Below are 24,922 nucleotides of genomic sequence, written 5' to 3'. Positions count from 1 at the left end.
ATTCCTTTGTCGGACGTTCAGTCCCTTGCCGTCATCCTATCTGGGTGCTGGCGGCGGCGGGGACAAGGGTTTCGGCATCGGGATTACGCTGATCGATCTGAAAATTCAGGATCGCGGCAAAGCTGAGCCAAACCATATAGGGGACGAGCAGCCACGCCGCGGCCTTGCGGATCGGGGCAAAGGCAAAGGTGGTGGCAATCGTGACCATCAGGATAAAAATGATCAGGTAAAGCGCGCTCGTCACCTGATATTGCCCGAAAAACAGCGGCGACCAGGCGAAGTTCGCGATCAACTGAACAAAGAACAACAACAGCGCAAAACCGCGCCCTTTCGCACCGCGCGCGTGCAGGATCATCGCCAGTGATAGCCCGAGCATGATGTACAGGATCGGCCAGACGACCCCGAACACCCATCCCGGCGGGGTGATCGCGGGCAGATCAAGCGAGGCGAACCAGCGATTGCCGTAACCGCTGTTCGACAGAATACCCATCAGGCTGCCGATCAGGACGATCGCGGGGACGGTTATCAGCGCCCAGCGCAGATAGGACATGCGAAGTTGGCCTGGCGTAGCGATCTCGGTCATGCACATGGTCCTTTGCGCGGGAATCGGCTGGTCAAGGATGTCGCGGCAGGCGGGCTTGGCGTCAAGCGGCAGCTTTAACTGCGGCGATCAGAAATTCGATATTGCCCTCCGGCCCGGTAATCGGGCTTTCGACGGTGTCAACGACGCGCCAGCCGCTGCGTTCCACCCAGTCGCGGACTTCTACGCATACCCGCGCATGCACGGCGGCGTCGCGGATGACGCCTTTCTTGCCGACTTCGTGCCGCTCGGCCTCGAACTGCGGCTTGATCAGTGCGACCATGCGCGCGCCGTCTTTGGCGAACGTCATCGGCACCGGCAGCACCTTGGACAGCGCGATGAAGCTCGCGTCGCAGACGATCAGGTCGATGGGTTCGGGGATATGCGCGGCGGTCAGAATGCGGGCGCTGGTCTGCTCGTGGACGATGACGCGCTCGTCCTGGCGCAGCTTCCATGCGAGCTGGTTGGTGCCTGAATCGACCGCATAGACGCGCACCGCACCGCGGCTGAGCAGCACGTCGGTGAAGCCGCCGGTCGACGATCCGACATCGATGGCGACCGCGCCCGTGACTTCCCAACCCAGGTGCGCCAGCGCATGGTCGAGCTTGACCCCGCCGCGCGATACCCACGGATGGTCGCGGCCTTTGACGCTGACCTCGGCGTCGTCGGCGACCTGTTGCCCCGCCTTGTCGATCTTGCGGTCGCCGATGAAGGCAAGGCCGGCAAGGATCAGCGCCTGCGCCCGGGTCCGGCTTTCGGCAAGGCCGCGGTCGACAAGCAGCTGGTCGGCGCGCTGCTTGGCCATCAGCCTAGCCCCGTCATTGCGCGGAGCGAAGCGATGCGGCAATCCCCAGCTATCGTCGGCAGAGGCCGATAGCTGGAGATTGCTTCGCTTTGCTCGCAATGACGACCAAGGGCGATCACTTCGCCGCAACTTTGTCGGTGAGCAGGCCGGGGGTCAGGATCTGCGGCAGGATTTCCGGTTCTGCCTTGCCCGGAGCGTACCACAGATAGAGCGGTACGCTGTTGCGGCCATGATCGGCCAGCGTGCGCGTGATGACGGGATCGCCGTTCGTCCAGTCGCCGACGAGCGTAATGACGTCCTTCGCTTTGAACGCGTCCTGCACCGCCTCGCGATTGATCGCGCCCGCCTCGTTCGCTTTGCAGGATAAGCACCAGTCGGCGGTGAAATAGACGAAGACGGGCTTGCCGGTTGCGCGGGCCTTGGCGAGCGCCGCGGAGGAAAATGATTCGTCTGCCGAGGCTGCCGGCGCTGGACCGTCGCCAAAATCGCGCGAAGACAATTGTCGTATCGATCCGGCTAAAGTGATGGCAAGCATGACGGCGGCGAAGACGAGGAAGTACTTGCTCGACTTGGCCCGCTGGCGGTCACCATATGAGCTAAGCAACAGGGCAGTCATCGACGCCGACGCAACGGGATAGAATATCGGGCTTTCGCCAATTTGGCGATGCAGAAGCCAGAACAAGGCTATCACCGTAAGTCCCATCGGCAGCGCCATCCATTTTCGGAAGGTCGTCATCCACGGCCCCGGTTTCGGCAATCGGCGCCGCAGCGCGGGCACAAAACCGACCGCAAGGAAGGGCAAGGCGAGGCCCAATCCCAACCCGCCGAAGATCGGCAGCGCAGCCCATGCGGGCAGCACCAGCGTTGCGCCAAGCGCCGCGCCGAGCAAAGGGCCGCTGCACGGCGTCGCGATGAAGGCAGCGAGTGCGCCGGTCCAGAAGCCGCCGACTGCGCCGCCTTTGCCAGCCAACGCCTGTCCACCGCCGAAGGACGGCAACTCATAAGTACCGAGGAGGTTGAGCGTGATCGCAATTGCGAGCAGCAGGAGGGCAAGCACACTCAGCGGATGCTGGAGCTGGAAAGCCCAGCCAACCTGCTCACCCGCCGCGCGCAACCCGAGGAGGACGCCGCCGAGAGCAAGACAAACAAGTATGGCGCCCGCCGTATAAGCCAGCGCCTCGACCCTCGCTTCGCGCGCCTCGCCGCCCGAGCGCGCGAGGCTGAGCGCTTTCAGGCTGAGGATCGGAAAAACGCACGGCATCAGGTTGAGGATCAGCCCGCCGAGGATCGCGCCGCCCAGCGCGGTCCAGAACAGCGCCAGATCGATCGTGCCTGACGTCGCCGCGATTGGATCGCCCGCCAGGCGGACCGCGGCGGGTTCGAAGCGCACCGTCAGGCCGCGGCCATCGGACAGCTTGAGCAAGCCTTCCGCGGCGCCGACGGCGTCGCCCTTGCCGCGCGTTTCGACGATGATCCACTCGCCGTTGCGGGTGAATTTCTGGGGTGCCGGATAATCGATGATGTTCTGGGTGCTGAGGAAAAGATGCGGCGCATCGAGCGTGGCACCGGCGGGCAACGGGATGCCAAAGCGCACCATGTCGCCGCGCCGCTCCCATGTCCCGGCGCGGTCAAGCGGCTGCGGCAACAGGGCACGCCAAGCGTCGAAACGGGTGCGCGATGCCGCTGTAACTGCGCCATCACCCGCCTTCAACGCGACCGAGACGACCGCCCGTTCGGGCACGCACACCTTGTCGGTACAGGCGAGCCAGTTGGCGACCCCCGACACCGTCAGGTCGGTGCCGGGCGCGATATTTTTGTCGATCCGCACGTCGGCGAGCAGCGCATAGGGGTGTTCATAGACATGGTTCATCAAGCCGAACAGGATCAGCGGCTCGGGTACCGGGTAGCGGAAGGGGGCAATGGTGACCCCTTCGGACGCGTTCCAGTCGATCGTCAGCCCGAAACCTGCGTCGCCGCCGTTGACCCAATAGCCGTGCCAACCGGTATCGGGCGTCATCGACAGCGCGAGCGTCGTAGCGCCACCGGGCATGGGGCCAGTCGATTCGGCGACCAGCCGCGGCTGGATATGCGTCGATTGCGCCATCGCGGATGGGCTGAGCATGAGCATGGCGAGCGCGAGCAAACCCAATGCTGCGCGCCACGCGCCTGTCACAAAGCTGTCGTTCCTGCGATCCATGCCCGTTCCGCTGCCATCCATCGTTCGAGACTTGCCATATAGGCGGCTTTCGTCGAGAGGACAGCCCGCACTGACGCCGCAGCAACGGAGATGCTCCCGTGACCTTCAACCGCCTGACCACCGCCCTTGCCGCCGTGTTTTGCGTGACCACCGCCGGTGTCGGCTTCGCACAGGATACGTCGCCGCCAACGGCGAAGGTTACAGCCGCGACGCCGCCGCCCAAGCTGATCGTGATGATCGCGGTCGACCAGTTTTCCGCCGACCTGTTCGCCGAATATCGCAGCAAGTTCACCGGCGGCCTCGCGCGCCTTGCGTCAGGCGCCGTCTTTCCGTCGGGGTATCAATCGCACGGCGCGACCGAAACCTGCCCCGGACACTCGACGATCCTGACCGGCAGCCATCCGGCGCGCAGCGGCATCATCGCGAACAATTATTTCGACCTGTCGATCGCGCGCGAGGACAAGCGTGTCTATTGCGCCGAGGACGAGACCGTCGCCGGCACCGCATCGGGCGGCGGTAAATATGCGCCGTCGGTAAAGCATCTGCTTGTCCCGACGCTGGGCGACCTGATGAAGGCGCGCGATCCCAAGTCGCAGGTCGTGTCGGTCGCGGGCAAGGACCGCGCCGCGGTCATGATGGGCGGCCATCAGGCCGACGAACTGATGTGGCTGGTCCCCACCGGGCTGACCAGCTATCGCGGCACCACCCTGTCGCCGACCGCCCAACAGGCGAGCGCGGCGATTGCCGCCGCGATCGCCCAGCCGCGCGCTGGCCTGACGCTGCCCGCCGATTGCGCGGCGCACGACATCGCCATCCCGGTAGGCGACAAGGGCGCCACCGTCGGCACCGGCCGGATGGCGCGCGATGGCGGCGATTTCCGCAAATTCATGGCATCGCCCGAGGCCGACGGCGCCGTCCTCGCGACTGCCGCCGCGCTGCGCCAAGTGCGCAAGATGGGCGAAGGCAGCGGCACCGACCTGCTGATCGTCGGCCTGTCGGCAACCGATTATGTCGGGCACGGCGTCGGCACCGAAGGCAGCGAGATGTGCCTTCAAATGGCGGGTCTTGACCGCGAACTGGGCGATTTTTTCGCGCGCCTTGACGCGACCGGCATCGATTATGCCGTCGCGCTGACCGCCGATCATGGCGGCCACGACATGCCCGAACGCAACCGCCAGAACGCATGGCCCGCCGCCGAGCGCGTCGACCCCGCGCTCGATGCCGACAAGCTGGGCCAGGCGGTCGCCGAAAAGCTCGGCCTGCCGCAGCCATTGCTCTACAGCGACGGCCCGTTCGGCGACATGTATCTGGCCAAGACCCTGACCCCGGCCCAGCGCAAGGCGTCAACGACCGAATTGCTGGCGCGGTGGCGCGCGCATCCTCAGATCGAGGCGGTGGTGACGGGTGAGGAACTGGCGGCGCAGCCGGTTTCGAAACGCGCGCCCGACGTCTGGTCGCTGAAAGACAAGTTGCGCGCCTCGTATAACCCCGCGCGCTCGGGTGATTTCATCGTTGTGCTGAAACCGCGCGTGACGCCGATCCCCGAATCGGGGTTGGGCTATGTCGCGACGCACGGGTCGGTGTGGGATTATGACCGGCGCGTCCCGATGCTGTTCTGGCGCAAGGGTCTGGCCGGGTTCGAACAGCCCAATGCGGTGATGACCGTGGATATTTTGCCGACGCTGGCATCGCTGATCGGGGTTCCGATTGATGCGGACAAGATCGACGGACGCTGTCTCGACCTGTTGTCTGGGCCTGAAAGCAGCTGTCGCTAAAACCAAGAAAAGAAAAGACGATGACCAAAACTTTGCGGAATTTTTCCGGCCGACTGTTGTTGGTCGGCTGTGGGAACATGGCCGGCGCGATGCTCGATCGCTGGCTTGCGGCGGGACTGGATCCGGCCCAAGTGGCGGTCGTTGATCCGCTCGCCGCGCCGCGCGGCGGTGTTGTCCAGCATGCGTCGCTGGACGAATGGCAGGCCGCCGGTGGCGGCGCAGACTGGATCATGCTGGGCATGAAGCCGCAGCAGCTTGGCGACGTGGCGGAGGCCTTGGCCCCGCTGGCAACCGGCGACGTCCATCTGCTGTCAATTCTGGCCGGGGTGTCGCTAGCCGATCTCGCGGCACGTTTTCCCGATGCCCGGGCGCAGGTTCGCATCCTGCCCAATCTGGCGGCGCGCATTGGCGCCGGGGTGTCGGCGGTGGCGACGCTGGGCGATGCCGACGAGGCGGCAATCGCCGCATTGCTGGCCACGCTGGGGCAGACGGTGACGCTCGCCGATGATTCGACGATGGACCTGGTCACCGCCTTTACCGGCAGCGGCCCGGCCTTTGTCTTCCGCTTGATCGAATCCTATGCTGCGGCGGGCGAACGGCTGGGCTTGCCGGCCGAGGATGCGCTGGCGCTCGCCACCGCAACCTTTGGCGGTGCCACCGCGCTGCTCGCCGATAGCGACGAGAAACCGGGAGTGCTGATTGCCCAGGTGGCAAGCAAGGGCGGCACGACGCAGGCCGGACTCGATGTCCTCGACAGCGAAGGGCAACTTGCCGCCCTGCTGACCGGCGTGCTGCGTGCGGCGCGTGACCGCGGCCGCGAACTGGCCGACATTGCGCGCGGTGAAGGCTAAGCCGGGTTCTTCCCCAGCGCCGCGATGCGTTTGCGGTCGCGCGCGGGGACAAGTGCTTCGCTGACCTGCCAGAATCCCGTAACCGCCTGCTGTCCCGCCTGGGTATAGGCGCGGCTCATCGTGTCGCGCAGCAGCGCAAAGACCGCGGCTTCGGTCGTCCGCCCGTCCTCGGTCAGGCGCAGTTCCTTTTGCCGACGGTCGCGGTTGCCCGGCCGCGTCGTCAGCATTTCGTTTCCCTCCAGCTCCTTGATCACCCGGCCAAGCGACTGTTTGGTGATGCCCAGCAGCGCGAGCAGGTCCGAAATCGTCAAGCCCGGTTGCCGCGCAATGAAATAAAGCGCGCGGTAATGCGCGCGGCCAAGGTCCTTTTCGACGAGCCGCGCATCGATCGATCGCCACAGCGAAGCATGGGCGAAAAACAGAAATTCGATGCCGCGGCGCACTTCGTCTTCGCGCAAGAAAAGGGCAGACGCAGCGGGGACTTGTGAAAGAAAATTTTCCTCGGCCATGGTGACTATCGTTGCGCGCCGCGTCCGTCTTTGGCAAGAGGCGCGCATCATCGTCTCCCAAGTCACAGGTGTTTTCGCATGTCTGCTCCCGCTTTTACCCGTCTGCCGCATCCCAATCCTGTCGCGGACGATGTACGGGGTGCGGCGATCGCCGATCCGGTGTTCGGGCGCGTTTTCACCGACCATATGGTGTCGATCCGCTACACCGAGGGTAAAGGCTGGCACGACGCGCAAGTGATGCCGCGCGGCCCGCTGACGCTCGATCCCGCCACCGCGGTTCTCCATTATGCGCAGGAAATCTTCGAAGGGTTGAAGGCGTATCGCCTCGACGACGGGTCGATGGCGCTGTTCCGGGTCGACGCCAATGCCGCGCGTTTCAACGCCAGCGCGCGCCGCATGGCGATGGCCGAACTGCCCGAGGATTTGTTCATTGCCGCAGTGAAAGAGGCGGTCGCCGCTGATGCGCACTGGTTTCCGCCGGTGGATGGCGGCGCGCTGTATCTGCGCCCCTTCATGTTCGCGAGCGAGGTGTTTCTGGGCGTCAAGCCTGCGGCCGAATATCAGTTCCTCGTCATCATCTCGCCGGTCGGGAATTATTTCCGGTCGGGCGCCCCCGCGATCTCGCTGTGGGTGTCGGAGGATTATACCCGCGCCGCGCCCGGCGGCACCGGCGCCGCCAAATGCGGCGGCAACTATGCCTCCAGCCTGATCGCGCAGCGCGAAGCGATCGCCAAGGGCCACGACCAGGTTGTCTTTCTGGACGCCGCAGAAAACCGCTGGATCGAGGAACTGGGCGGCATGAACATGTTTTTCGTCTTTGACGATGGCAGCATCGTCACCCCGCCGCTAACCGGCACGATCCTGCCGGGGATCACCCGCGACGCGATCATCACCCTGGCGCGCGGCGCCGGCCTGACAGTGCGTGAAGAACCCTATGCGATCGATCAATGGCAGGCGGATGCCCAGAGCGGCCGCCTGACCGAGAGCTTCGCCTGCGGCACCGCTGCGGTAGTGACCCCGGTCGGCAAGGTGACGCGCGGCGACACCAGCTTTACCATCGGCGCGGGCGGTCCGGGGCAGATCACCGGCATGCTCAAGGATAAGCTGGTCGACATCCAGCGCGGCCGCGCCGCCGATCCGCACGGCTGGGTGACGCGGCTCTAAGCGCCGCCTTGCAATAGGCGACGGCGCGTTATAGAGCGCGCCTCGCACCGGCCCGTTGGGGCGTCGCCAAGTGGTAAGGCAGCGGCTTTTGATGCCGCCATTCGCAGGTTCGAATCCTGCCGCCCCAGCCAGCCGGTGCTCTATGCTTGCGGATCGCCGCGCTGAAGCGTCATTGCCAGTTCCTCGACGTCGAGGTCGCGCTCGAGTTCGTGGAGTACCTCGTCCTCGATCAACCCGGCGCGATGCATGCGGATCAGTTCGGTGCGTCCGGCCGCAATGGCCGCAAGCAGCACGTCGAAATGCGACCGCAACCCGTCCGTTGCGGCCCCGGCATCGGCTTCGTAACGCTCCATGAAACCCAGCCGTTTGCGATGTTCTTCGAGCATCATCGGATGGATGAGCGTACCGTTTTCGTCATAAGCGAGCTTTTCGATCACCGCGAACCGCGCGCGCGCCATGGCGGCTTCGGCGGCGGGCATCGCCATTTTTGCCGGGGGATCGGTATCGACCGGTTGGACCTTGCGAATGAGCATGCCCAGGCTCGACCCCTGCGCCACCACCGTCACAAAGATGACCGCGAATGCGCAGATCAGCATCAGATCGCGGCCGGGCATGTCGACAGGCAGCGTCAGCGGCACCGCCAGCGTCACGACGCCGCGCATCCCCGCCCAGCTCAGCACCGTCGCCTGCCGCCAGCCGAGCGGGCGGGCGCGGTTCAGCCCAGCCCTGCGAGCGAGTTTGAGGACGGCTTCGGATGCGAATACCCAGGCGAAGCGGGCGATCGCCACAGTGAGAACCACGGCTACCATCATGGTGATCCATGAAGCCGGTATGGCCCCGATCCCGCCCACTCGCTCGATCGCGCCGCGCAGCGAAAAGCCGATCAGGATGAAGACCATCGCCTCCAGCACAAACACCAAGATCTGCCAAGCCGAGCTGGCGCGCAGGCGGACAGCCCCGGGCAAAACCTCGTGCTGGTACCAGCCCATGGCGAGGCCGGCGGTGACGGTGGCGATCACCCCCGACACATGCACAGCTTCGCCAGCCAGATAGGCGGCCCAGCACAGCAGGATCGTGATCAGCATGACAAGCATCGGTTCGCGAAAGCGTCTCGCCAGGAACAGCCAGCCTTTGGCGACCACGGCGCCGACGGCCACGCCGCCGATCGCGACAAAGGCAAAGCTCTGTATCGCTTCGCCGGTATAAAACACCCCGCTGAGGGTCGCCGCGACCGCAAAGCGGAACAGGATGAGTCCGGTCGCATCGTTGAGCAGGCTTTCGCCCTCGAGCAACGCTTCGAGCCGTCGCGGCAGATGCACGCCCTTTAACACCGCGCGCGCCGACACCGCATCGGGCGGCGAGACGATGGCGCCGAGCGCGAAGCAGGCCGCCCAAGGCAGCGACGGCAGGATCATATGTGCTACGACCCCGACGGCGAGCGTCGTGAACACGACCGCACCGACCGCGAGCGACAATATGCCCGGCAGGTGGCGCCGGAAGCGGCCCAGCGCGGTATAATAAGCGCCGTCCATCAGCAGCGGCGGCAGGAACAGCACCAGCGCGAGTTCGGGGTCGAGCGAAATCGTCGGCAGTCCGGGGATGAAGGCCAGCGCGCCGCCGCCAACCAGCAGGGCGGTCGCGGGCGGCCAGCGCAGCTTGAGCGCCAGCCAGTGCAATGCGATGACGAGCGCGAGCAGGCCCAGGACGAGTTCAAACGCTTCGACTGCGTGCATCGATTCAGGTCCGAACGCTGCGTGATGATGCCATGGTGAGCCCCCTCGCTAATCCGTGAAATCCGGCACCAAGTCTGCCGCCGATTGTCCCGGCGATCAATGCAATAGCGTGAGGAGCGCAGATTTGCGCGTAAGCGTTATCGCCAACGCGACAAGCTGCATATTCCGACCGTGGGGCTAAGAGTGTGAAACCTTGATCCCCCGCCCGCCACGCTCGGCAGCTGCGACGGGGGATGAGGTTTGGTGTCGACAAGAGAACATTAGAAGAACAAAACTCGCTGGTCAACACATTTCCTTTGTTTTTTTGAAAAGCGCGGTTCGATTGACGTAAACGTCAATCACCGCCAAAACCAAGGCAGCAGCGAAAGGACGCGTGATGGCAGCAGAACCGAAGTTCGATCTTTCCGGCCGGGTGGCTCTGGTGACCGGGGCCTCGTCGGGACTGGGCGCGGGTTTTGCGAAAGCGCTGGCGGCGGCCGGCGCGCGCGTCGTGCTGGCGGCGCGGCGCGCCGACAAGCTGGCCGAACAGGTGGCGGCGATCCGGGCGGCGGGCGGCGAGGCGGTCGGGGTCGGCATGGACGTCACCGACGAGGCATCGACCATCGCGGCCTATGACGCCGCCGAGGCGGCGTTCGGCACCGTCGATACGATCATCGCCAATGCCGGCGTCGCAACCGAAAAAATGGCGATGAGCCTGTCGGCTGCCGACATCGACGGCCTGCTCGCCGCCAATATTCGTGGCGTCTTCCTCACCGCGACCGAAGGCGCGAAGCGGCTCGATGCAGCGGGCAGCCGCGAAAAGCAGCATGGCCGCATCATCCTGATCGGGTCGATCACCGCCGACAAGATTTTTCCCGCGACGTCGGTCTATGGCGCGACCAAGGCGGCGGTGCGCCATCTGGGGCGCAGTCTGGCGCGCGAATGGGCGCGGCGCGGCATCAATGTGAACATCATCCAACCGGGCTATTTTGAATCCGAGATGACCGCGGACATGTTCGCCAGCGACGTCGGCAAAGCGCTGATCGCCAGCTTCCCGCGCCAGCGTATGCGCCCCGCATCCGACCTGCACGCGCCGCTGCTGTTCCTCGCCTCCGATGCCTCGGTTGGGGTGACGGGCAGCGTGATCACGATCGACGACGGACAGACGCTGTGAGCGAACTGCTGATCGAGACGCGCGGGCAGGTCGAAATCGCGACGCTCAACCGGCCCGATCGGCTCAATGCGTTGAACGAAGGTCTTGTCGATGACCTCAACGCCTATTTCGGCGGGCTTGCCGACAGGCCTGAGGTGCGCGTCGTCATTCTGCGTGGCGCAGGGCGCGGTTTCTGCGCCGGACTCGATATTCAGGAAGATCGGTCGAGCGACGAGACGCCGGTGCTGCGCACGCTGCGCACCCAGACGGGCATCGGCAATATCTATCGCAAGATGCGCGCTTGCCCACAGCCGATCATCGCGCTCGGCCAAGGCGCGGCCTGCGGCGGCGGATTGTCGCTGCTGCTGGCGTCCGACGTGCGTTATGGCACGCCCGATTTCCGCTGCAACGCCGCCTATATCCGCATCGGGCTGGGCGGCTGCGACATGGCGTCGAGCTATTTCCTGCCGCGCCTCGTCGGTGCCAGCCTCGCATCGGAAATGATCCTGACCGGGTGTTTCATCGACGCCGCGCGCGCATTGTCGGCGGGGTTGATCAGCGAGATTGTCGAAGAGGCGGCGCTGCTCGACCGCGGCCTTGCGCTCGCCGACGAAATGCTCGCCACCGCTCCCTGGGGTCTGCGCCTCTCGAAACAGGCGCTCAACCTCAACATCGACGCGCAAAGCCTCGACGCCGCGATGGCGATCGAGGACCGGCAACAGGTAATCCTGTCGGCGACCGAGGATCATCGCGAGGCGCTCGCCGCCTTCCTTGAAAAACGCGCCCCCGCGTATCGCGAGCAGTGACCGATACGCTGCGCCTCTATGCCTTCAACACCGGCTGGTTCCAGTGCCGCCCGGGCTATTTCATCGAGGGCGAAGAGGGCGATTATCTGAAAGGTCCGGTGCCGTCATTCCTGATCGACCATCCGAAAGGCCGCGCGCTGTTCGACACCGGAATGGGGGTCCGTTACCGCCGCACCCTCGTCGATGCGCTGCCCGCCAACAAATTCGGGCTGCAATGGTTCGAGGGGCAGGAAATCGCGGCGCGGCTGAAATCGATCGACGTCGATCCGGGCAGTATCGACTGGGTGATCAACTCGCATCTCCACATCGACCATTGCGGCGGCAACGCCAGCCTGCCCAATGCGACGATGATCGTGCAGTCGCGCGAACTCGCGGCGGCGCAGGCGAACGAGGAAGCGGGACTTTACGAAGCGGTCGATTATGCGACCGGTCAGCCGGTCCGGGCCATCGACGGCGAACTCGATCTGTTCGGCGACGGCAGCGTGCGGATCGTCCCGACCTTTGGCCATACGCCCGGCCACCAGAGCGTCGTCGTCCGGCTGCCGAGTGGCAGCGAGATCCTGCTCGCCGCCGACTGCTGCTACACCGAACGCAACCTCGACCTGATGATCTTGCAAAAGGCGGTCGTCGATCGCGAGGCGGGCGTGCGCACGATGGAATATCTGCACCGGCAGCGGCAGGCGGGCACCCGCATCCTGTTCGGACATGACGGTCGCCAATGGGCCAATCTGGAAGAAAGCAAACCATTAGGCTGAACGGACGTCGCCAAGTCTTTCATTGCGCCCGCAGATATATTGGCATAATGGGTGCCAGTATATCTGCGGGGGAGGGGAGATGGCAGTGCGCTCGACGACCGGGGGGTCACCGGCCGCAGCCGGGCGAGTCGAGCGCGCTGTCATCACCATCCCCTTCTTCGCATTTGCCCTGCTCCTTGGTGCGACGCCTGCGCAGGCGCAGCGGCCGGCGCCCGCACCGCGTCACCCCAACATCGTCATCCTGCTCGCCGACGATTGGGGGTTCAGCGACGTCGGATCGTTCGGCGCCGAATTCGCGACACCGAATATCGACGCGCTGGCCTATGCCGGCATGCGCTTTTCCAACTTCCATGTCGCAGGATCCTGTTCGCCGACGCGGGCGATGCTCCAGACCGGGGTGATGAACCACCGCAACGGGCTGGGCAACATGCCCGAAACGATCCCGGACCAGCATCGCGGCAAACCGGGATACGACACGGTGATGAACCACCGCGTGGTGACGATCGCCGAATTGTTCGGTGCGGCGGGCTACAATGCCTATCTCACCGGCAAATGGCATCTGGGCAGCGACAAGACGCGATTGCCCGAAGCGCGCGGCTATGCCCGTGCCTTCAGCCTCGCCGATGCGGGCGCCGACAATTTCGAGCAGCGCCCGATTGAGGGCATGTACGATACCGCCGCCTGGACCGAAAATGGCAAGCCCGCGACGCTGCCCAGGGACTATTATTCGTCGCATTTCGTGGTGCAGCGGATGATCGATTATATCGAGGCGGATCGCACCAGCGGCAAACCCTTCCTCGCCTCGATCAATTTCCTCGCCAACCACATCCCGGTGCAGGCGCCCGACAGCGACATCGCGCGCTATGCCGCGATGTATAAAGATGGGTGGACGGCGCTGCGCGATGCCCGGGCCAAGCGCGCTGCGGTACTGGGTATCGTACCCGCCGGCACCGCGCTGGTGACGATGCCGACGACGCCTGACTGGAAAAAGCTCGACGCCGAAGAACGCGCGGCGGCGGTGCGGGTGATGCAGGCCTATGCCGGGATGGCGACCGCGATGGACCGCGAGGTCGGCCGGCTGGTTGCGCATCTGAAGGCCAGCGGCGATTATGACAACACCATCTTTGTCTTCCTCTCGGACAATGGCGCCGAGCCGACCGACCCGTTCCACAGCCTGCGCAACCGGTTGTTCCTGGGCATGCAATATGATCTGGCGACCGCCAATATCGGACGGCGCGGCAGCTTTGCCGCGATCGGCCCGGGCTGGGCGAGCGCCGCGGCCTCGCCTTTGTCGGGATATAAATTCAGCGCCGCCGAGGGCGGGCTGCGGGTGCCGCTGATCATCGCCTGGCCGGGCAACGGCAAGATACGCGCCGGCGCGATCAACGACGGGCTCGCGCATGTCACCGACATCCTGCCGACGCTGACCGAGCTTGCCGGAGTATCTGGACATGGCGGCGACTGGCTGGGCAAGACGGTCGAACCCGTTACCGGGCGTAGCCTTGTTCCGATGCTCGCTGGTGCGGCGCGCAGCGTGCATGGTGATGCACCGCTCGGCTATGAACTTTCAGGCAATTCCGCACTGTTTCGCGGCGATTACAAACTGGTGCGAAATCTCGCCCCTACCGGCGATGGTCGATGGCGGCTGTATGACATCAAGGCCGATCCCGGCGAAACGCGTGACCTGACCGCCGCGATGCCCGACCGCTTTGCCGCGATGATGGCCGATTACCGCGCCTATGCGACGGCGAACGGCGTGCTTGACATGCCTGCGGGCTATACCGCCGACGAACAGATCAACCGCTATGCCTTTGAACAACAGGGCCGCAAGCGCCTGATCCGCCTCGCGCTGTGGGTCGGCGGCGTCGTCCTGCTGTTGTCAGCGCTGTTTTGGGGCATCCACCGTCGGCGCCGCGCGCGCCGGATCGATCAGGCGAATGCCGATATGGTCGGTGCCTAGGCCGCGTTCCTGAAATTGCCGCGCCGCGGGGCGATAGCGCGCGCAATAATTGGCGGCGCACAGGAAACTACCGCCCTTGATGACATTGCTTTCGCCGCCCGCCTTGCTCGTCGTCCATTCCCACACATTGCCGATCAGGTCGTGGACGCCATGGCGGTCGGCCGGGAAGCAGGCGACTGGCGCCCGACCGGTGAAGCCATCGGTGCCAAGGTCGCGGGCGGGGAAGGCGCCCTGATAATAATTGGCCTGCGGCTTGCCCGCCGCATCGATGGGCGTGTTCCGATCGGCGCCGCCCGTCGCCGCCGCCAACTCCCATTGTTCCTCGCTTGGCAACGTCTTGCCCGCCCAGCGCGCATAAGCGAGCGCGTCGTCATAACCGATCTGGACCACCGGCTCGCGGTCGCGCCCCTCGATATTCGACGCGGGGCCAGCGGGGTTGCGCCACTCGGCACCGACGACCCAGCGCCACCAGTTCGGATTGCCGTCGGTGGGGGCGGTGAACACCGCCGACCCGGGGATCAGCATGTCGGGCGGGGCGCCGGGCAGTGGCGGCGGATCGCGCTCGGCAACGGTTTTGTAGCCGGTTGCTTTCACGAACGCGGCAAACTCGGCGTTGGTGACTTCGTGCGTCGCGATCCAGAAGCCCGCGACCGAAATCTCTTTCGCCGGGCCTTCCTCGGGTAGCCGGGCGTCGGCGCCCATCGCAAAGGTCGCGCCGGGGATCCATACATAGTCCTGCTTGGGCATCGCTGGGCAGGCCGGTGCCGCGGTCTCGGCGAGCGGCGTCTTGCCGCACCCTGCCAGCGCGCCGACCAAGGATAGCGAGAACAGCGCAGCACCGCAGTGCTTCACGCGGCGTCGCCGATCGTCGTCAGCAAAGCCTCGACCATATGCATCGTCACCTTGCCCGCATCCTCTGCCGACAAGCCCTGATCGTGACGCAGCGTGCGCCAGCTCTGGAACGACAGCACGGCGCACAGCGCCTCGACGTTGATGCGATCGGACAGGACTGGCGCCGGTAGCAAGCGGAGCAACAGCTCGCGTTCGAGCAGCACAACCTTGCTATATTGCCCCATCAGAAAGGGCGACTGATAGCGCTTGATATTCGCTGCGAGGCGAAAGGGCAGCGTCGTCTCGAACACCCGTACGCGGCGGTGCACCATGTCGCGGACGTTGGCGCGCCAATTCTGGGCGGGATAAGGCGCGGCGACGATTGGCATGACGCGCTGGGTGATGGTCGCGGTGATTTCCGCGTAAAGCGCGTCCATGTCGTCGAAATGCCGAAACACGGTGCGCAGGCCGATGCCGGCTTCTTCGGCGACGCGCGCTGCGCTCGGCGCCAGGTCGCCGCCGACGATCAGCTCCATCATTGCCTCGACAATGCGCTTGTGACTCGACCGACCGCGTTCGCGGCGGCCATCAACGCGCGCCGGGTCGGCCTGTGCCGCAATCGATTTGCTCGCCGCCTTGGTCATCGCTTCTCCGCTGGCCCAGCTGAACGCCGGGGTCAATGGCCTGTTGGCGCGCCACCTTGCGCTACCGTGAATATAGTGACACATATAGTGTCATAATATTGGCAGCAAGGGCCGGGGATTGCGATGAAGAAGCGGTGGATTGCATTGGGCGTCGTCGCCGCGCTCGGCGCGGGCGGCTACTGGGGTTTTCAAGCGAATAAATATCGCTTGCCTGGCCTGGTTCAGGACTGGCGCGATCCGGTGCAGCCGAACCGCGCCGTGGTTTGGCAGCAAGGACCGGCCAAGGCGCCTGTCAGTCCGCTGGACGGTAAGCGGCGGCCCAACATCATCCTGATCGTCGCCGATGACCTTGGCTATAATGATATCAGCCTGAATGGCGGCGGTGTCGGGGGCGGGATCGTCAAGACGCCGAACATCGATGCACTGGCGCGCGAGGGGGTGAATTTCACCACCGCTTATGCCGCCAATGCCACCTGCTCTCCGTCGCGCGCCGCGATGATGACCGGGCGTTACCCCACGCGCTTCGGCTTCGAATTTACCGCGGTGCCGGTGCAGTTTGCCGAAAATCTGGCGCATGGCGAAGGTGTCGGGCCGCTAAAGTCCGTCTTCCACAAGGATTTGATCACCCCCGCGCTTCCCGACTATCCCGACATGGGCGTACCGGCGAGCGAAGTGACGATTGCCGAAGCGGTGAAAGCGGCGGGTTACCACACGCTCCACATCGGCAAATGGCATCTGGGCGAATCCCCGTCACTCCAGCCGCAGGCGCAAGGTTTCGACGAAAGCCTCGCGGTGCTGGGCGGGGCCGCGATGTTCATGGCAGAGGATGATCCAGGCGTCGTCAACGCCAAGCTGCCGTGGGACAGGATCGATCGCTTTATCTGGGCCAACCTGCGTTATGCGGTGACCTTCAACGGCAGCAAGCGGTTCCAGCCGCAAGGGCATATGACCGACTATTTTGCCGCCGAAGCGATCAAGGCGATCGAGGCCAATCGCAATCGGCCGTTCTTCATGTACCTGGCGTTCAACGCGCCGCACACGCCGTTGCAGGCGACCAAAGCCGACTATGATCGCCTGCCGCAGATCAAGGATCACAAGACGCGCGTCTATGGCGCGATGATCGCACAACTCGACCGACGCATCGGCGATGTGATGGCAAAGCTGAAAGAGCAGGGGATCGATGACGATACATTGGTCATCTTTACCAGCGACAATGGCGGCGCTTGGTATAACGGGATCGAGCGGTTGAACGCCCCCTTCCGCGGCTGGAAGGCAACCTTTTTCGAAGGGGGAATCCGAACCCCATTCTTCATGCGCTGGCCCGGCGGGATCGCGCCGGGGACGCAGCGCGCCGACGTCACCGGCCATCTCGATATTTTTTCGACGATCGCGGCGGCGGCGGGCGCTGCGGCGCCGAAGGACCGGACAATCGACAGCCAGAATATATTAGCTGGTCCGGCGCGCCGGCCGGCGATGTTCTGGCGGTCGGGCGATTATCGCGCGGTGCGTGCCGGCGGCTGGAAACTGCAGGTGACCAAGCGGCCCGAAAAGGCGCGGCTCTATAATCTGGCTGTCGACCCGACCGAACAAAAGGATCTGGCCGCCAGTGATCCGCAGCGCGTCGCAGCGCTTCGTGCGATGATCGAGGCGCAGAACAAGGGCATGGCCAAACCGATCTGGCCGGGGTTGATCGAAGGCCCAGTGCGGATCGACGTCCCGCTGAACGCGCCGTGGCAAGACGGGCAGGATTATATCTACTGGAGCAATTGAACCGCGCTTCCGGCGATTTGCGGGCCAAAAAGGCTATCGAACCGACGTGTCATAGATCTCCAAGCTTCGGCAGCAGCGCCCACACCAGCGTTCGGACCAATTAAGCGCTGCCATTTAGGGTCGATTTCGCAACCGGCGAAGCTGGCGGCGAAGTCACTGTCGGCGACCAATCTGCCGATGCATTGGCAAGAGCAGCGCGTGGCGCTCGGGTTCCAGCCCCCGACCGCCTGCAGTCAGAAAAATGTCCGGTAAAGACTGGCGCCGCGTCGCAACACGCTACGATCGGCACCCGTCGGCCTTCTTCTCCGCCCTCGCCCTCGCAGCAACCGTCAACTTCTGGCGGTAGCAGTCAACGAACCCTGACCCAGCGCGAACGGCGCCAGAGAACGAGCTCATCGCGTGGTGGCCCACCGTTGCGCAGGCGAGTGGAGCGAGGCGAGATGGTATTAAAGAGATATTTTTGGCCGGAGGCGCCATTGGCAAAGACGCGATGAATTACCAGCCGCAGGGCTCTGGATTGGGCAATTTCGGGGTTATGCTGGCCGGTTGAGAGCGCTTATCCATTCTGTCCGATACCAATTAACAAATGCTGGGATGCCGAGAGACATGGGTGTGGTCGGCGCGAAGCCTAGTTCGCGGCTGATATCTTCAATGTCGGCGAAGGTCTGGTAAACGTCGCCATCCTGCATCGGTAAAAGATTGATTTCGGCTTTCCGACCACAGGCCTCTTCGATCATATGGATCAGGTCGAGCAATTGTTCCGGCTTGTTGTTCCCGATATTGTACAGTCGGTGCGGGGTGGTAAATCCGCCCGGCTTCGGCCGGCCGTCGTCCAATGGCGGGTTATCGAGCGCCAGGGTAATGCCGGTGACAATATCGTCGATGAACGTAAAATCGCGAAGCATGTCGCCATGATTATAAACGTCTATCGCATCCCCTCGCAGCACAGCTTCGGTGAATTTCCACACGGCCATGTCGGGACGCCCCCATGGGCCATACACCGTGAAAAACCGCAGGCCGGTTTGCGGGATCCGGAAGAGATGCGCGTAGGTTTCGCTCAATAACTCGTCGGCGCGCTTGGTCGCCGCATAGAGAGAGATGGGCGTGTCGGCGCGGTCTGCGACGCGAAATGGCGTGTCGGCGCGCATGCCGTACACCGATGAAGATGACGCATACACCAGGTGCGAGATTTCCCGATCGCGCGCCAACTCAAGAATGTTGACGTGACCCGAAATATTCGAATGAATATAGGCTGATGGGTTTTCAAGTGAATAGCGCACCCCGGCCTGAGCTCCGAGGTGGACAATATGATCGATCGTCTCGCCGGCGAGCGCCCGAGGCAGCGCGTCAACCTCACCGAAGTCGACCTCCAAAAAAGAAAATAGGTCGCCGTGGCTTGCCTGCAGGCGTTCTATGCGAGCCCGTTTGAGATCGAGGGAGTAATAAGGCGTGAAATTGTCAACGCCGATGACGCGGTTGCCGCGGCCAAGCAACGCTGCCGCGACGTGCATCCCAATAAACCCGGCCGCGCCAGTAACCAGCGTTGTCATGTTATTATTCCTCTTTTTTCTGGTCGGCGCGTTGCCCGACCAAGCTATGCTATGTCGTGCTCACACGGTTAGGTAGCGCTGTGCACAGCGTATCTTCCGATGGATGCCGCCTCGTTCACGAGCCACGATGTCCGATCGAGTGACCGGAACCGCAAAATTTCGGAGGTCAGGGAATGAGTATGTCGTCACGGCGCTTTTCTCCGTTTATCATCACCCAGACCGTACGGATGATGACGTACGCGTCGGTATTCCAGCGACGACGCTCAATATATGCCAGATCAAGCGAAACCTTCTCGTCCAGCGTCAGCATCGTGTTTCCGTTGATCTGAGCCCATCCGGTCAATCCGGGTAAAACGTCACCGCGTCGTTTCCCCCGCTCTCCCAGCGATAGCACCGTTTCGGTCAGCAGCGGGCGAGGGCCGACATAGGCAAGATCGCCCGCTAACACATTCCAGAAACTGGGAAGTTCGTCCAATCTGGTCTTGCGCAAAAATGTGCCTATCGCTGTAACTCGCGCTTCGTCTGCAAGCAGATTGCCCTCTGAATCTCTCAAGTCGCGCATTGTCCGAAACTTGACCAGCTTGAACGGCAATCCGCGAAATCCAGACCGCTCTTGTCTAAAAAGGACGCCGGAGCCTTGTAAAATCCGCAACAGCAGCGCGATCGTGAGATTAACAGGCAATAGTATCAAAAGTACCAGCGCCGCCGAACTGCGGCCGAAGAAAGCCCAGACCGTCATTCAGGCCGCCACGACCTTCATCTTGGCTCGCTCCGCAATGCAGCGCAAAACATCTGCGATTGGCTGAGGTTCGAAACCCAAGTTGCGAAGCTTATCGCAATTGATTGCAGGAAAACCAGTGTCAGGCGCCCGGTCGGCGTGCATCATCTTAATTGCACCGGGGCCAGAGTCGAAGATCTTGGCGAGTTCGAGCACCGCGTCGATCAATTCGGTTCTCGTACCAGACGAAAGATTATAGTCGCCATGCAACTCGAGTTCGATCGCCAGCATAATTCCGCGACAGACGTCATCGCGTTCGATGAAATCTGCCCCGAAGGCGGCGCCGTCATCAATTCTAACAGGATTTTGCGCAGCCAAATCATTGGCCAATCGGTCCACGATACTGCGCCCATCGCCAATGACCGACGAAATGCGCATAACGGCGCGACTGATGTCTCTATCCTTGCACATGCTGGCTGCGAGCCATTCTTGTGTGGCCTTTGAGGCAAGGTAATGAACGCGCGATTGCGGACCTATCGGGGAATCCTCCGCCACTTCCCCTTGGTCCGTCCTGTAGATATTGGCCGAGGATGCGAGAATGAGTCGCCCGACCTTTGCGCGCGTCATCGCTTCGATCAAATGCTGCGTGCCGATGACATTGTTGTCCCAGAAGTGGCTTGTTTCAAGTTCGTCAGCTGCGCTACCCGGAAGGGCCGCCGCGAGATGGACGACGTGATCAACATCGTGCAGTTTTCCAGCGGTTGCTTCTACCGGATCCGAGAGCGAGTAGGACTTCCAAGCGACTGCCGCGTCGAGATTCAATGGCCGGTGGCGGGATAGCGCCAGCACGTTATGCCCTTGCGACCTTAGCATATTTACCAGCCGCGATCCGATGCCGCCACTTGCTCCCGTCACCGCGATTGCCAAGGGTTTCATCGTTCCGTTGCCCAAGGAATTTTTCGTTCATCGATAAACTGCTCCTCGAGGAAGCGGACGACCGTGCCCTCGCGGATTTTCGGCTCCACAACATCTTCGTTCAGCAACAATTTTCGCAAGCAAAGATCGACTTCGTTGAAACCGAATATGGCCCTCATGGGCGTGGTCCCAGAGAATCGGGCATTGATTTCAAAAAGTCGCGGCACACCCTTCCCGTCCACCCGGAATTGGAAGTTGGCGGGGCCGTGCGGCTTCAACGCGCTTGCAATATCGTGAACATATTCCCGGTACGCTGAGAAATCTCCCGAGTACGCGCGATAGGTATTTCCGTCGCGCAGGTCGCGGCGCAAAATGATGGACGCCTGTACGGCTCCGTCGAAGTACACAACGCCCGCGGTAAATTCCTGGTCCTCCTCGCCCGCCATTTGCTGCACGATGAGATTCGAGCGGCCGGCCAGCGCGTTCGTCAATTGAGCGACGTCATGGACCATGGAAACGCCAACGGCCCGGGCACCTCGCCGTGGTTTGACGATCAGCGGAAACCCGACGTCTTCAATAAGCTGGGCAAGGGCGTGGTCATCTTCGCCGCGTACCGACTGTGGATGCGACAGGCCATGTCGTTCCAAAAACTCGACGGTGGCGAATTTGTCGTCTGCAATTTCCACAACATTTTCGTCGCTTACGAGGATCTTGGTACCAAATTTACTTTCCCACGCGTGCCGATGCTTGGCGAAGATATCCAGTTCGACGTCCGTCCCAACGAGAACGGCATCCGGAGACTCAAGCCTGAGGATTTGTTCAATCACCGATGCGTAGGAAGGATCGCTCGCCATTGGTATCAGCATCGAGCGGTCGGTCCAGTACAGTCCCGCCGATAACGGATTTGGATCCAGTGAAAGAATTTCGCAGGGTAAAGATGCAGCTCGCAAGGATTTGATGATCCCCTGGCCCAAGACGGCGCCTGCGCCGGTCACCACAATCTTCTTCATTCGAAAAATCCGCATAATTTTTGCTTGGTGCTGTCGGAAAAGGCAGGATGCCTTTTGACGGCGGCGCAGTGTCCAGCCGTGTCGAAGCGAACATCGTGGCGAGTAACTTTGATGCCGTGGTCCGTCGTTTCAACCATGGCCCAATGCGGCGACGGATCGTCCCGCGATCTGGGTTGTCCGATCGAACCGATGACATGGATTTCACAATCGCGAGTGGCGTGATGCATCTGGCGATGCAAATGGCCGAAAATCCCATGCCGATAGCCTCTCGTCGCGCAGACTTTGGCTGCCCTGCCCAATGTCGCTTCGTCGGAGAGGTAGGTCCAGTCGCCATATCCGAATGGATTTGCGTGCGCCATCAGGAGATCACCGGTCGCCCACTCGTCAACGGAGGAAAGCGAGCGGGGCCATTGCTGGCTCAGACTATTCCAGGTCCACTCTACTGACTCGCGAATCCAATCTGGCAAGCGGTCGAAATAGTCTCCTACGCCTCTCTCCAGATCGATGTAGAGCTGGTCGTGATTGCCGCGGACCAGAACGGCGCCGTCCTTGGCCATGGCTTCCGCTGCCAGATCGGCGCACTCGCGTGGCTCAAGTCCATAGGTAAAAAGATCGCCGAGTAGCACGAGTTGGTCAAAGCCGGCCGAGCGAGCGTCCGCCAGCCCTTGAGCGAAGGGCTTGAACGCGGCGTGGATATCGCTGATCACGGCTATTCGCATGTTAATAGGCTCGCACAGAGGTCCGGTTGCATCCAGCGGGCGACGTCACGGCCTAGACGCCTGCTTCAATAAGCTGACGCAGCGTACGGACCGCGCCCGAATAGTCGGCGAATTCGATCGGCGAAACCCATTCGAGCGGGAATTGGGTCGCTATAGTAGCTTGCCGATTCCGAATAATATTGGATGGCGTCGCCATAACGGCCTTTGGCATGCTTTTCATAGTCGACTTGGTCATAGATCACGCCGGCGACCCGGTCACCACCAAGCAACTCCATCGTAGCGCTCATCTGCCCGATTGTCGTTCTACCCCATCGCGCGACGACCAGTGTGTGGTCAGCGAAGCTGCACATTGTTCGGGCGTCTTTTACGGCCAAGGTCGCCGGGGCGTTGATGACGATGAAATCGAATTTGGCGCGAAGGTCAGTAAGTAAAATCTGAAGCGCCTTGGAGCCCAGCAGCACAGCCGGTTCCGCGACGGGCTTGGTGGCGCTGATGAGTGCAATCCGGGTGGAATCGACCTCGGTCTCGGTCCCGATGCTTTCCATCTTATCTTCTTCAGGCGATGAGAGCATCGGTAGTGCGATCTTGTCGAAATCGACATGCCCCCTCAAAATGTCGATGAGATCTGGCGTCTCGGCGCGCTTCAGTCGCTGGATGAGGCCGGTTTTGCGGAGGTCAAGGTCAAGGACTGCGACGCGCCTGCCCGACGCCATCGCTGCGGCAGCCAGCGTAACCGAGACGACAGATTTCCCATCGCCGGGCAGCGGCGAGGTCACGAGTACCGTCTGGGACTCGCCTGAAGGTGCTAAGGCGTTCACATCGAAATAAGCGGCGCGCGACACTTCTGCAAAGATCGACTGCGGCTTCTGCAGAACTGGGCTATCCTCGATCTTATCCCCAAAATCGTCGTCGATTAGTGGCAGCATGCCAAAGGTTGGCAGTCCGAATAACTTCCTTATCTGCGCCGACGTTCGAAGCTTGTTGTCGAACAGGTCGATCGCAAAGGCGACGAGAAATGCGATGATCGACGATCCCAAGAAAGCCAGCGTTGTGGTCTTCAAGGGTTCGGGTGACACGGCACGCTTGTTGACCGTCGCGGGTGAGATAACCGTAGAGTTCACGCCTTCGAGAGGGTTTTTTGCCCTGATTTCCGAAAGGCGCCGTGTAATCTGGTTATAGGCATCTGCTGCTTGGTCGGCTTCGCGGGTCAGGACATCGAGCGAAACCGTATCGCGAATATTCTGGTACGCCTTTTGCGTCATCCCGCCGAGCTGCGAGCGCAAGAGACCTGCTCGCGAAGCGGCGCCAGCCGCATCGCTCCGCGCCATTTGGGCCATCCGGGCGCCCTCCGCGTTCGCAAGGGATGCAGCATCTGACGACGCTTGCGCCCGCGCCGAGCTCAGGTTTCCGCGCACCTGAGCCAATGCAGCTCCCAGACTGACAATTTCGGGGTGCGCACTGCCATAGGTCTGCGACTTGCTGGCCAATTGGGAGGCGAGCTCGGCTTCTTGGCGCTCCAGCACCTGCGTTGTCGCATTGGACGCGCCTGCGGTGCTCGAAATCCGCGACGCCGTCACGACGCCGGCGCTGCGGGCCGATGCCGCCGCACTTTGCCCGGACGCCGAGATTGCCTCGACGGCGATACGATTGATTTGCTGCAGATCTTCGATCGTCGCGGTTCCGGGCAGCATGGCATAGGAAATTCGGAAATTCGAAACGGCGCGCGCTGATTCTTCGGCCTTTGCGGCAAGCTGCGCCTGATTCTCGGCAAGGGAATGGATCAACTCGTCAGTGCGTTCCCTGATCTTTTTAGTGCGAATATTCTGCACCGAGAGCGGATATTGATTGGCAATCAGCGCGGCAAGGTCGGGGGAACGCGACTTCACGGTGATTTCGACGAGATCAGACCCCTCGGACGATGTTATATCGACCATTTCCAGCAAAGCGTCCGTTGCCTGCAGCACCATCTGCCTTTTTTTTCCATTGAGCGTCCCGCCAACGTCATTCTTGAAATCTGCCCGATTATAGAGATCGAGATCTCTTACGACGCGATCCGCTGCCGCTCTCGATTTGTGCAGTTTAATCTCGTTCGCGATCCGCTGGCTGTTTTTTGCTATGATATCAGCCTGATTGACCCCGGCGGCGTCAATCAGTTCGACCTGCACCGATACTGTCGCTGAATACAGCGTCGGCCGCGTCAATTGCCACAATAGCGCACTGAGCGTTATCGCCGCCATGATGGAGAAAATCAGTTTTTTGTACCGATGGAGCACATTGACAAATTCGCCGACGCCCGATTGTTCCAGGGTCGTGGAATAAGCGCCAGGAGTATATTGGCTGGATTCCCGAACCGAACCCAAGTGGGTCGGGTTGTTGCGGCTGACAACAAGATTTGACACGGCTTCACCCCATTTCCCCGTCGGCAGATGCGCTGCGCAAGCGGAGCCTGATAATGAACACGGTATAGCCTGCGGGGCTGGGGGGCGGCGACAGATATT

At 62.5% G+C, this 24,922-nt stretch carries 21 protein-coding genes, 1 tRNA gene and 1 pseudogene; 10 read left to right on the top strand and 13 right to left on the bottom strand.

Annotation, left to right across the window (positions count from 1 at the left end; genetic code table 11):
- Positions 1–31: 31 nt before the first annotated feature.
- The 3 genes from ACQY6T_RS10190 to ACQY6T_RS10180 form a co-directional block, all read right to left on the bottom strand.
- A complete protein-coding gene (locus tag ACQY6T_RS10190; protein ID WP_428630672.1) occupies positions 32–583 on the bottom strand; it encodes a TspO/MBR family protein in 552 nt (183 codons plus the stop codon).
- A gap of 61 nt (positions 584–644) precedes the next feature.
- Positions 645–1,385 carry a TlyA family RNA methyltransferase gene (locus ACQY6T_RS10185; RefSeq protein ID WP_428630671.1) on the bottom strand — a complete coding sequence of 247 codons (741 nt, stop codon included), beginning with the start codon at positions 1,383–1,385 and terminating at the stop codon, positions 645–647.
- Positions 1,386–1,500: 115 nt separating this feature from the next.
- Positions 1,501–3,582: a protein-disulfide reductase DsbD family protein gene (locus tag ACQY6T_RS10180; protein WP_428630670.1), complete on the bottom strand. Its 2,082-nt coding sequence runs from the start codon at positions 3,580–3,582 to the stop codon at positions 1,501–1,503.
- A gap of 113 nt (positions 3,583–3,695) precedes the next feature.
- Between ACQY6T_RS10180 and ACQY6T_RS10175 the strand changes: the two genes are divergently transcribed.
- Positions 3,696–5,357, top strand: a complete 1,662-nt coding sequence (locus ACQY6T_RS10175; RefSeq protein WP_428632625.1) for an alkaline phosphatase family protein — start codon at positions 3,696–3,698, stop codon at positions 5,355–5,357.
- Positions 5,358–5,377: 20 nt separating this feature from the next.
- Positions 5,378–6,208, top strand: a complete 831-nt coding sequence (proC, locus tag ACQY6T_RS10170; RefSeq protein ID WP_428630669.1) for a pyrroline-5-carboxylate reductase — start codon at positions 5,378–5,380, stop codon at positions 6,206–6,208.
- Here proC and ACQY6T_RS10165 read toward each other — a convergent pair.
- Positions 6,205–6,717, bottom strand: coding sequence for a MarR family winged helix-turn-helix transcriptional regulator (locus tag ACQY6T_RS10165; RefSeq protein ID WP_428630668.1), 513 nt, complete (start codon positions 6,715–6,717; stop codon positions 6,205–6,207). The two genes, proC and ACQY6T_RS10165, sit on opposite strands and share 4 nt — an antisense overlap.
- Before the next feature lie 78 nt (positions 6,718–6,795).
- Here ACQY6T_RS10165 and ACQY6T_RS10160 point away from each other — a divergent pair, with 78 nt between their 5' ends.
- Together ACQY6T_RS10160 and ACQY6T_RS10155 are read left to right on the top strand one after the other, a co-directional pair.
- A complete protein-coding gene (locus tag ACQY6T_RS10160; RefSeq protein ID WP_428630667.1) occupies positions 6,796–7,881 on the top strand; it encodes a branched-chain amino acid aminotransferase in 1,086 nt (361 codons plus the stop codon).
- A 56-nt stretch (positions 7,882–7,937) separates the two neighbouring features.
- A tRNA-Gln gene (locus ACQY6T_RS10155) sits at positions 7,938–8,012 on the top strand.
- A 9-nt stretch (positions 8,013–8,021) separates the two neighbouring features.
- Here ACQY6T_RS10155 and ACQY6T_RS10150 read toward each other — a convergent pair.
- The gene (locus ACQY6T_RS10150) at positions 8,022–9,614 is read right to left on the bottom strand and encodes a Na+/H+ antiporter (RefSeq protein WP_428630666.1); all 1,593 of its coding nucleotides are present in this window, start codon (positions 9,612–9,614) and stop codon (positions 8,022–8,024) included.
- 376 nt (positions 9,615–9,990) lie between these two features.
- Here ACQY6T_RS10150 and ACQY6T_RS10145 point away from each other — a divergent pair, with 376 nt between their 5' ends.
- The 4 genes from ACQY6T_RS10145 to ACQY6T_RS10130 all read left to right on the top strand — a co-directional run bounded on the left by ACQY6T_RS10145 (position 9,991) and on the right by ACQY6T_RS10130 (position 14,267).
- Positions 9,991–10,767, top strand: coding sequence for an SDR family NAD(P)-dependent oxidoreductase (locus ACQY6T_RS10145; protein ID WP_428630665.1), 777 nt, complete (start codon positions 9,991–9,993; stop codon positions 10,765–10,767).
- Positions 10,764–11,552: an enoyl-CoA hydratase/isomerase family protein gene (locus ACQY6T_RS10140; RefSeq protein ID WP_428630664.1), complete on the top strand. Its 789-nt coding sequence runs from the start codon at positions 10,764–10,766 to the stop codon at positions 11,550–11,552. Before ACQY6T_RS10145 ends, ACQY6T_RS10140 begins: the two co-directional genes overlap by 4 nt.
- Positions 11,549–12,307 carry an N-acyl homoserine lactonase family protein gene (locus tag ACQY6T_RS10135; protein WP_428630663.1) on the top strand — a complete coding sequence of 253 codons (759 nt, stop codon included), beginning with the start codon at positions 11,549–11,551 and terminating at the stop codon, positions 12,305–12,307. The genes ACQY6T_RS10140 and ACQY6T_RS10135 overlap by 4 nt, the downstream gene beginning before the upstream one ends.
- A 79-nt stretch (positions 12,308–12,386) precedes the next feature.
- Complete coding sequence (locus tag ACQY6T_RS10130; protein WP_428630662.1) at positions 12,387–14,267, top strand: arylsulfatase; 1,881 nt, start codon at positions 12,387–12,389, stop codon at positions 14,265–14,267.
- Here the strand turns inward: ACQY6T_RS10130 and ACQY6T_RS10125 are convergent.
- Both ACQY6T_RS10125 and ACQY6T_RS10120 read right to left on the bottom strand, forming a co-directional pair.
- Positions 14,187–15,119 carry a formylglycine-generating enzyme family protein gene (locus ACQY6T_RS10125; RefSeq protein WP_428630661.1) on the bottom strand — a complete coding sequence of 311 codons (933 nt, stop codon included), beginning with the start codon at positions 15,117–15,119 and terminating at the stop codon, positions 14,187–14,189. The genes ACQY6T_RS10130 and ACQY6T_RS10125 overlap by 81 nt on opposite strands.
- On the bottom strand, positions 15,116–15,742 hold the full coding sequence (locus ACQY6T_RS10120; protein ID WP_428630660.1) for a TetR/AcrR family transcriptional regulator: 627 nt from the start codon (positions 15,740–15,742) through the stop codon (positions 15,116–15,118). The genes ACQY6T_RS10125 and ACQY6T_RS10120 overlap by 4 nt, the downstream gene beginning before the upstream one ends.
- Before the next feature lie 123 nt (positions 15,743–15,865).
- Here ACQY6T_RS10120 and ACQY6T_RS10115 point away from each other — a divergent pair, with 123 nt between their 5' ends.
- Together ACQY6T_RS10115 and ACQY6T_RS10110 are read left to right on the top strand one after the other, a co-directional pair.
- On the top strand, positions 15,866–17,512 hold the full coding sequence (locus tag ACQY6T_RS10115; protein WP_428630659.1) for a sulfatase-like hydrolase/transferase: 1,647 nt from the start codon (positions 15,866–15,868) through the stop codon (positions 17,510–17,512).
- A gap of 250 nt (positions 17,513–17,762) precedes the next feature.
- Positions 17,763–17,858, top strand: a pseudogene (locus ACQY6T_RS10110) (IS5/IS1182 family transposase); the annotation flags it as partial.
- A gap of 187 nt (positions 17,859–18,045) precedes the next feature.
- On the opposite strand, the gene ACQY6T_RS10105 reads toward ACQY6T_RS10110, so the two are convergent.
- The 6 genes from ACQY6T_RS10105 to ACQY6T_RS10080 form a co-directional block, all read right to left on the bottom strand.
- The gene (locus tag ACQY6T_RS10105) at positions 18,046–19,062 is read right to left on the bottom strand and encodes an NAD-dependent epimerase/dehydratase family protein (protein ID WP_428630658.1); all 1,017 of its coding nucleotides are present in this window, start codon (positions 19,060–19,062) and stop codon (positions 18,046–18,048) included.
- Between the two features lie 166 nt (positions 19,063–19,228).
- Positions 19,229–19,801, bottom strand: a complete 573-nt coding sequence (locus tag ACQY6T_RS10100) for a sugar transferase (RefSeq protein ID WP_428630657.1) — start codon at positions 19,799–19,801, stop codon at positions 19,229–19,231.
- Positions 19,802–20,707 (bottom strand): NAD-dependent epimerase/dehydratase family protein, encoded by a 906-nt coding sequence (locus tag ACQY6T_RS10095; RefSeq protein ID WP_428630656.1) that lies wholly within the window; start codon positions 20,705–20,707, stop codon positions 19,802–19,804.
- A gap of 5 nt (positions 20,708–20,712) precedes the next feature.
- Positions 20,713–21,705, bottom strand: a complete 993-nt coding sequence (locus tag ACQY6T_RS10090) for an ATP-grasp domain-containing protein (protein WP_428630655.1) — start codon at positions 21,703–21,705, stop codon at positions 20,713–20,715.
- Entirely contained in the window at positions 21,702–22,424 is a 723-nt protein-coding gene (locus ACQY6T_RS10085; protein WP_428630654.1) for a metallophosphoesterase family protein, read from the bottom strand. Before ACQY6T_RS10085 ends, ACQY6T_RS10090 begins: the two co-directional genes overlap by 4 nt.
- A 65-nt stretch (positions 22,425–22,489) precedes the next feature.
- Positions 22,490–24,823: a GumC family protein gene (locus tag ACQY6T_RS10080; RefSeq protein WP_428630653.1), complete on the bottom strand. Its 2,334-nt coding sequence runs from the start codon at positions 24,821–24,823 to the stop codon at positions 22,490–22,492.
- Between the last annotated feature and the right edge of the window lie 99 nt (positions 24,824–24,922).

It is taken from the genome of Sphingopyxis sp., assembly GCF_965279725.1.
Classification (GTDB): Bacteria; Pseudomonadota; Alphaproteobacteria; order Sphingomonadales; family Sphingomonadaceae; genus Sphingopyxis.
The sequence above is the reverse complement of the archived record's forward strand: the minus strand, read 5'-3'. Positions and strand labels throughout refer to the sequence as shown.

Coding starts and splice junctions, on each gene's coding strand:
- ACQY6T_RS10190 (WP_428630672.1), bottom strand. CDS start 583: ATGACCGAGATCGCTACGCCAGGCCAACTTCGCATGTCCTATCTGCGC.
- ACQY6T_RS10185 (WP_428630671.1), bottom strand. CDS start 1,385: ATGGCCAAGCAGCGCGCCGACCAGCTGCTTGTCGACCGCGGCCTTGCC.
- ACQY6T_RS10180 (WP_428630670.1), bottom strand. CDS start 3,582: ATGGATCGCAGGAACGACAGCTTTGTGACAGGCGCGTGGCGCGCAGCA.
- proC (WP_428630669.1), top strand. CDS start 5,378: ATGACCAAAACTTTGCGGAATTTTTCCGGCCGACTGTTGTTGGTCGGC.
- ACQY6T_RS10165 (WP_428630668.1), bottom strand. CDS start 6,717: ATGGCCGAGGAAAATTTTCTTTCACAAGTCCCCGCTGCGTCTGCCCTT.
- ACQY6T_RS10160 (WP_428630667.1), top strand. CDS start 6,796: ATGTCTGCTCCCGCTTTTACCCGTCTGCCGCATCCCAATCCTGTCGCG.
- ACQY6T_RS10150 (WP_428630666.1), bottom strand. CDS start 9,614: ATGCACGCAGTCGAAGCGTTTGAACTCGTCCTGGGCCTGCTCGCGCTC.
- ACQY6T_RS10145 (WP_428630665.1), top strand. CDS start 9,991: ATGGCAGCAGAACCGAAGTTCGATCTTTCCGGCCGGGTGGCTCTGGTG.
- ACQY6T_RS10130 (WP_428630662.1), top strand. CDS start 12,387: ATGGCAGTGCGCTCGACGACCGGGGGGTCACCGGCCGCAGCCGGGCGA.
- ACQY6T_RS10120 (WP_428630660.1), bottom strand. CDS start 15,742: ATGACCAAGGCGGCGAGCAAATCGATTGCGGCACAGGCCGACCCGGCG.
- ACQY6T_RS10115 (WP_428630659.1), top strand. CDS start 15,866: ATGAAGAAGCGGTGGATTGCATTGGGCGTCGTCGCCGCGCTCGGCGCG.
- ACQY6T_RS10105 (WP_428630658.1), bottom strand. CDS start 19,062: ATGACAACGCTGGTTACTGGCGCGGCCGGGTTTATTGGGATGCACGTC.
- ACQY6T_RS10100 (WP_428630657.1), bottom strand. CDS start 19,801: ATGACGGTCTGGGCTTTCTTCGGCCGCAGTTCGGCGGCGCTGGTACTT.
- ACQY6T_RS10090 (WP_428630655.1), bottom strand. CDS start 21,705: ATGAAGAAGATTGTGGTGACCGGCGCAGGCGCCGTCTTGGGCCAGGGG.
- ACQY6T_RS10085 (WP_428630654.1), bottom strand. CDS start 22,424: ATGCGAATAGCCGTGATCAGCGATATCCACGCCGCGTTCAAGCCCTTC.